The sequence below is a fragment of the Coleofasciculus sp. LEGE 07092 genome (assembly GCF_015207375.1).
Classification (GTDB): domain Bacteria; phylum Cyanobacteriota; class Cyanobacteriia; order Cyanobacteriales; family Coleofasciculaceae; genus LEGE-07092.
This window is the reverse complement of record NZ_JADEWY010000212.1, coordinates 1-6,422: the sequence shown is the minus strand read 5'-3', so window position 1 is coordinate 6,422 and position 6,422 is coordinate 1. Positions and strand designations below refer to the sequence as shown.

Genomic DNA, 6,422 nt, shown 5'->3' with positions numbered 1-6,422 from the left:
CCTCTGCACCCCAGCGTTCGACTGAGCGCTCACGCCGAAGTCTCCCCAGCTCCCCACACCCAGTATCCACACCCAGTATCCACTTTAAAAACGAAAGGTTGTTCGCAGCGTCCCAATCACCACATCCTCATTAGCACTGTCGTGGTCGAGTGCCGTGAGCCAGATAATTCCGGGTGTAATGGTGATATTATCGGTTAACTGGTATTGGTAGAAGGCTTCTAGATGGAAGGATGTGCTGGAATCGTCAATTCCTAACTCGTTTAAACGGTCGTCTCTGTCTGTGACTTTAGGTTCCATACCGATAATCGCCCCTGCCAGATTACCCGTTTTGCCTAAGTCAGGAAATGCTAGCGTTACTGCCCAATTCCAGATACTGGCGTCCCCTTCATCAATCACCCGTGCTGTTGTGTATCCCGCCCAGCCACCTAGGATGAAACGAGGGCTGATTTGCACCGAGCCAGCTATCCCATAGGAATGAGTTGCGACAGGTAATCCCAGTCGATTGAATAAGTTTGCGTCGTTGCTGCCTGTTTGAAAGTCTTGGTTGTAAGCATTAACATAGGTCAAACCAATGCTGGCGCGATCGCTTGGTTGAAACGTGACTTGAGCAATTGCCCCATAGGAACCGTCAAACAAACCTGCACCCGGAGAGGGGTTCCCGGCATCTCCGGCTAAATAACCCAAGCTCACCTCTAGATTATCGCTAAGGGTATGTCTAACCCCCACACCCGCACCGGAAACTAGATAGTAGATAGAGGGGCGAGTGCCGAAGCGAGAGACTGCCCCACTAGCGCCGTCACCATCAAAGAAAGGGTTAATTGTATCCGTAAAGTTATCGGCGGCTCCACCATTTGCGGCTACAACCACTTGGGTACGACTGCCAATGGGGAAACTGTAGAGCAAGGCGTTGATTTCTAAGTCGCTATCGGTAGCACCCGTAAATGCCAATTCTCCTTCAGGAGTCAAAGTACGTTTCTTCAGAGCACCCAACCCTTCTGCTTGCAGTCGAGTCCTCAGTAAATCCCGCCCTGTAAAACTGGTTTCTAAATTCAAACGGGTGCGATGACCTAAAACCGTTACATCGTCGATATCATTCCCTTGGGCATCGTCCCCCGCCACAATTCCGGCAACCCCAAGGATAACCTCTCCATTCAGTTTGGTTGTAGTGGAAAATTGGGTCAGTTCCAGTTCCGCAGTACGGGCAGTGAGAGCATCCACATCACCGCGCAGTAACGACAGTTCTAAGATAAATTCGTCGGTTAACTGTTCTAAAACCGTCAAGTCTGCTGGCGGGACGGCATCTCTACGGCTAACGATAAGGGACTGAATGCGATCGAGAGCGCTACTTAAGGCAGCCGCAAACTCATAGCGAGTCATTGAGCGATTACCTTGAAATGTACCATTAGGATAACCTGCAATAACGCCGTATCGTTCCACAAGCGATCGCAAAGCTTCATACGCCCAGTCCTCAGGTTGCACATCCGATAGCTGCGAAACACTATTAATCTGGGGTAAGGGAGTATCAGCTTCTGTCTCGTTATTGTATTGGTTAATTTGTTCTAACAGGTCTGCCGTTGGGTCGGCTAAGTTTTCATTTGATTCCAGTTCAGGTTGTAGTTCTCCGGTCAAGGTTTCGCTGAGGGGATGTTGTCCAACGATAGCAGGGGTTGACTCGTCTGCGGCAACTGCCCCACTCGACCAAACCAAAAACATGAGTAGATTCGCGGGGCTAACCCGCAGAAACTTCTGCCAAATTTGACACATTTGCACGTTTAATCCTCACACTCTTCCTCATTGTTAATCCCTGAATGGCTCAGATGCCAAGAGTTTTGAGGAAATTGATTGAGAAGTTCAATTTCTCTGCGAAAAGAAGGTGCTGGGAGAAGTGTTCTATAGTTTAGAACGCACAGTCAAATGTGCTTGATAAGGAGCAGGATATACCCAAATCTGCCAATTTTTTCCATAGACGACTTCAGCTATGAGGCAGTGGTTAAAACCCCTGATGGCTTGTTGCTATAGCTTCCATGTATAGCAACTGCCAAGACGGTTAGGACATATATGAATTTAGTAGAGACGTTCCGGCGGAACGTCTCTACCAGAGTTTGTCCTAAGATATGTGTCCACTGCTATAGTATTGATAATCAAGCCGACGGACTTGGGTTATGCCACTAAATTAACCTGCGAGTTTACCTTTAGTCGCTCCCAAATACAAGTCTCCCACCTTCGGATCATTAAGTAACTCTTGCCCCGGTCCTTCAAAGCGATCGCGTCCTGAATCTAACACATACCCCCGATGAGCCATTGCCAAGGCTTTTCGGGCATTTTGTTCTACTAAAACAATCGCTTTCCCGGTTTGATTAATCCCTTGAATTTGCTCGAATACGCTATTAACTAAAATAGGAGATAGCGCGGCTGACGGTTCATCCAATAGTAACAAGTCAGGGTCTAACATTAATGCCCGTCCCATTGCCAGCATCTGTCGTTCTCCACCCGAAAGCGTCCCCGCCCGTTGACGCCGCCGTTCAGCCAGTCTAGGGAACATCGTAAAAATTTTTTGTTTGAGGGGTTTTAATGAAGCATTGCGGATAAACGCCCCCATTTCCAGGTTTTCTTCAACGGTGAGAGAAGAAAAAACGTTAGCAATTTGGGGAACGTAGCACATCCCCCGCCGCACGATTTGATCGGACTTTAAACGAGTGATATCTTCACCTTTGAAGGTAATTGTGCCTTGATTGGGGGTTAATAGCCCAAAGATAGTTTTAGCGAGAGTGGATTTCCCCGCGCCATTGGGTCCAATTACCGCCACCAATTCACCCGGATAAATCCGAAAATTAATCCCTTGCAGGATATTGAGGTCTTTAATATACCCTGCATGGACATCTTTCAATTCAAGTAGGGGGGCAGAATCGTTTGTCATTGGTCATTAGTTATTGGTCATTAGTTATTGGTCATTAGTCGCTGCAATCAACTTTGAACAATCAACCACTAATAAAGGACAAAAGACCAATGACAAAGGACAGTAAACTATTTCGGTGTTTTTTGCAAATCCGGTCGTTCTTCGGGTAGAATTGCTCCTTCTACAGGGCATACCTGTAGACAGATACCACAATCGATGCAGGTATCAAAGTCAATCCAGTACCAGTCCGTCCCCTTGACATTTTTGCCAGGACCTGGATGAATGCAGGCAACTGGACAGGCATCAACGCAATCGGCAACGCCTTCGCAGGTTTCTGTAACAATGGTGTGTGACACGGTGTTCCCTCTCGTAATCAGTTAACTCTTTTGAGTGAGTCTCTCTTCGATCCTAATGGTTTGTATTTAATTCTGGAGCTTCCGTTAGTTTCAGACTGCGAGAAAGCAACTGATTACAAGGGCGATTGTATTAATCTATTAGGTTAGGTATGGAATTTCACAACTGTTCTGGATCAATTCCTCGTTCTCGCAGTAACGCTTCTAATGCCTGATATCGTTGTTTTTCCTGTTCTAACTGAGTCAGTGCTTCATCTGCACGTTGACGTTCCTGTTCAGCGCGTTGGCATTCCTGTTCAGCACGTTGACGTTCCTGTTCAGCACGTTGACGTTCCTGTTCAGCGCGTTGAGCAAGTTCAACATAGGTAAGAAACCGTTCTCCTGAAGGGGAAAAAATTTCCATTGTGTCAGATGTGAGTTGAAACCTTACTCCTAGATGGGGGCTCACCCAACCGTTCATTTCTTCAATCGCCTCTAATTCCTCTCCAGAACCCCACCACCCAATTAACTCCATGCCATCGGGGTCATAAACATAATATTCTTCTACACCATAGCGTTTGTAAAACTGGAATTTTTGAGCCATTGCTTTGAGGCGGTTGCCGGGAGAGAGAATTTCAAAGACAACTTGTGGGGGAATATTACCTTCTTCCCATTGCTTGTAAGAACCTCTATCTCCTTTTGATCTGCCAAACACTACCATGACATCAGGTGCTTGGCGAAGCTGGTTCTTTCCTTCGACAGGATACCAGAGCAAATCCCCTGCAACAAATACGTCAGGGTTGGTGGCAAACAAGAGTTCTATGTTTTCTTTGATAACGACAATCCAGCGAAATTGTTTAGTATTGTCTGCCATGGGTTGACCGTCGCTATCAGGGTAAATGATGGCTGGTAGTTGTTGTACCATACTGAGAGCCTCAGTTTACGGGTTGTGGTCATATTGTAGCGATCGCACGGGTGCCTACGTGTAATCTCGCACGAACTGGCACGATTCAGCGATCGCTTTTTGCATTCACACTTGTGATAGGCATCCCGCCAGAGCGAACAGTTGATGCCTGATAATTTATCCCCTTCCTCCTGTGGAACAAATTTTGGGCTTTTTGGTGTGGATGGTACAGGACGGCTAGCTAACCCTTCTCGATGGGCTAACAACTTAGCGGATATCATTATCTTTAGCTTCAACTAAGGTTAAAACCGGAGCAGTCACTAGGGATTGATTGCTTGATCAATCGTTTTAAAATCACTGTATGACATAGTTCCAGAATCAGCAGCCCTTACAACGCTACTATAACCATTTTGCTTGCATTGTATTCAGTCGGTGATAAAAAGAGTGCGATCGCATTGTCCCCCCCTTTTCCATCACTCCTAAAACTGACTTTAGCTCCAAACTACACCCCAAGTACCACGAGGCAATACGACAATATTGAACGACTGTGGCAAATTAATTTATTCCTCAATCAGCTTAAGGAAGGTACAATCTGTCAGTTAAGATGACTTTTATCAGAATTGAGGCAGATTACGGGTCATGCACAGGTTTAATCAGCCTTCCTCGACACAAGCAGAACAATTTCGACAGCTTCAGAGTCAGTTGCGCGATCGCTGGCAGAGCGTTGACCTGTTTGACCAAGATGACCATGATATCTTAGTCGTACCGTCGGTGAGTGTTGACCAGCGAGAATTAGGGAAGATCGCCGGCTTTTTGCACTACGAAGAACGGCTACTATTTTCCTTGATTCGGCTGCGCAATCCCCGTACCCGCTTAATTTACGTTACGGCACAACCTCTGTCGCCGATTATAATTGATTACTATTTGCAGCTATTACCGGGAATTCCCTTCTCTCATGCCCGCGAACGCCTGTTGTTAATGACTCCCTATGATTCCTCTCGCAAACCTCTCAGCCAAAAAATCTTAGAGCGTCCCCGCTTAATGCATCGGATTCGTCAGGCGTTGCGTCCCAAAAAATCTTACATGGTATGTTACAATTCCACGAACCTAGAGCGAGAATTATCGGTGCAACTGGGTATTCCCTTGCTCGCTCCTGATCCCGATTTGCTCTACTGGGGGACTAAAAGTGGCAGTCGAGATATTTTTAAGAGGAGTGGCGTACCCTGTCCCGATGGCAGTGAGAGCATTTGGACAGTTAAGGATTTAATAGAAGGGGCTGCTGAGTTATGGGAACGCCAACCCTCATTAAAGCGGATGGTGATTAAGCTCAATGAAGGCTTTTCGGGTGAGGGGAATGCTCTCCTTGACTTGAAACCTATTTTAGATGTAGCTCCCGGACAAGCTTCCCATGAACAACGAGTAACAGCCTTGAGCGATCGCTTAGAGCATTTGCGCTTTCAGGCAAAGAGCGAAACCTGGGCGCATTTTTCCAGTCGCATCCCAGAATTGGGTGCCATTGTTGAGGCATTTATCGAAGGAGACGAAAAGCGATCGCCCAGCGTCCAAGGCTATATTACCCCTAATGGTGAGGTCAAAATTCTCTCTACCCATGATCAAGTCTTAGGAGGACCCGACGATCAAATTTATCTAGGTTGCCGATTTCCGGCTGATGAAGCCTATCGACTGCGCCTGCAAAATTTGGGGATGCGTATCGGTAAGATTTTGGCTAAAAAAGGCGCAATCGAGCGTTACGGTGTCGATTTTATAGCCGTTCATCAACCGGATAACACATCACAACCGTGGGATTTACAAGCCATTGAAATCAACCTGCGTAAAGGTGGCACCACCCACCCATTCATGACACTCAAGTATTTAACCAACGGTCGTTATGACCTTTCAACGGGTCTTTTTTACAGCCAACAAGGTCGAGAAAAATACTACATTGCCACAGACAACTTGCAAAAAGAGCGCTATCGAGGGTTAATGCCCAACGATTTGATGGATATCATCACTCACCATCGGCTACATTTTGATAGCAGTACCCGCACCGGCAGCGTATTCCACCTGATGGGCGCACTTTCAGAATTTGGCAAACTTGGCTTAACCTGCATTGGAGACTCTATGCAACAGGCAGAAGAATTCTACAACCAAGTGGTGCAGGTACTGGATGAGGAAACCAATCCGAATACCAACTCTGACGATTCGTTGTCTTATCCGAGTTTGCCCATGGGTTGGAGTATTAGCGAATATTGCAACGATTAGAGGTAGGGGAGTAGGGGAGTAGGGGGAC

At 46.8% G+C, this 6,422-nt stretch carries 5 protein-coding genes; 1 reads left to right on the top strand and 4 read right to left on the bottom strand.

The genetic code is table 11. From position 1 onward, the window contains the following. Window positions 1–84 precede the first annotated feature (84 nt). The 4 genes from IQ257_RS28395 to IQ257_RS28380 all read right to left on the bottom strand — a co-directional run bounded on the left by IQ257_RS28395 (window position 85) and on the right by IQ257_RS28380 (window position 4,153). Window positions 85–1,764, bottom strand: a complete 1,680-nt coding sequence (locus IQ257_RS28395; RefSeq protein ID WP_193881782.1) for an iron uptake porin — start codon at window positions 1,762–1,764, stop codon at window positions 85–87. Between the two features lie 409 nt (window positions 1,765–2,173). Beyond that, a complete protein-coding gene (locus tag IQ257_RS28390) occupies window positions 2,174–2,917 on the bottom strand; it encodes an ABC transporter ATP-binding protein (RefSeq protein ID WP_193881779.1) in 744 nt (247 codons plus the stop codon). Between the two features lie 107 nt (window positions 2,918–3,024). After that, on the bottom strand, window positions 3,025–3,252 hold the full coding sequence (locus tag IQ257_RS28385) for an indolepyruvate ferredoxin oxidoreductase subunit alpha (RefSeq protein ID WP_193881776.1): 228 nt from the start codon (window positions 3,250–3,252) through the stop codon (window positions 3,025–3,027). 157 nt (window positions 3,253–3,409) lie between these two features. Next, window positions 3,410–4,153, bottom strand: coding sequence for a Uma2 family endonuclease (locus IQ257_RS28380; protein ID WP_193881772.1), 744 nt, complete (start codon window positions 4,151–4,153; stop codon window positions 3,410–3,412). Between the two features lie 618 nt (window positions 4,154–4,771). On the opposite strand from IQ257_RS28380, the gene IQ257_RS28375 reads away from it, so the two are divergent. Beyond that, the gene (locus tag IQ257_RS28375) at window positions 4,772–6,394 is read left to right on the top strand and encodes a peptide ligase PGM1-related protein (protein WP_193881770.1); all 1,623 of its coding nucleotides are present in this window, start codon (window positions 4,772–4,774) and stop codon (window positions 6,392–6,394) included. The last annotated feature ends 28 nt before the right edge of the window (window positions 6,395–6,422 follow it).